The organism is Pseudomonas sp. 58 R 3, assembly GCF_900006605.1.
Taxonomy (GTDB): Bacteria; Pseudomonadota; Gammaproteobacteria; order Pseudomonadales; family Pseudomonadaceae; genus Aquipseudomonas; species Aquipseudomonas salomonii.
Genome location: NZ_CVTT01000012.1, coordinates 1 through 366, shown reverse-complemented (window position 1 = coordinate 366; position 366 = coordinate 1). Strand labels below are relative to the sequence as shown.

Sequence of the window (366 nt, the reverse complement as noted above, 5' to 3'; positions counted from 1 at the left end):
CAACCGACTCCCCAGCCTTGATGGTAATCACCGAGCCATTGCTCAAGGTGACGGTCACCGGCGTCTGCGCCGGATTGGTCAGGGTAGCGGTGTAGGTAATCTGACCGCCTTCGGTCACGGTGTTACCCGCTGTCAACGTGACGGTGGTGGTGTCGATCGAATCCGTAATCGTAGTAACCGCAGGCGTGGTGCTCGGTACCAGGTTCTCAAAGTTGCCACCGGTTGCACCGGTAATAGTAGTGCTGACGGTCGAACCGTTGTTGTAGACGTCATTAGCCGGTGTATCGACCACAACAGTACCAACCGACTCCCCAGCCTTGATGGTAATCACCGAGCCATTGCTCAAGGTGACAGTCACCGGGGTTT

1 protein-coding gene is annotated in these 366 nt (G+C 56.6%); it reads right to left on the bottom strand.

Going from position 1 to position 366, the window contains the following annotated elements; genetic code table 11:
- Window positions 1-366 (bottom strand): immunoglobulin-like domain-containing protein (locus BFP92_RS31635; protein WP_170875811.1); only part of this gene is annotated, 366 nt, incomplete at both ends.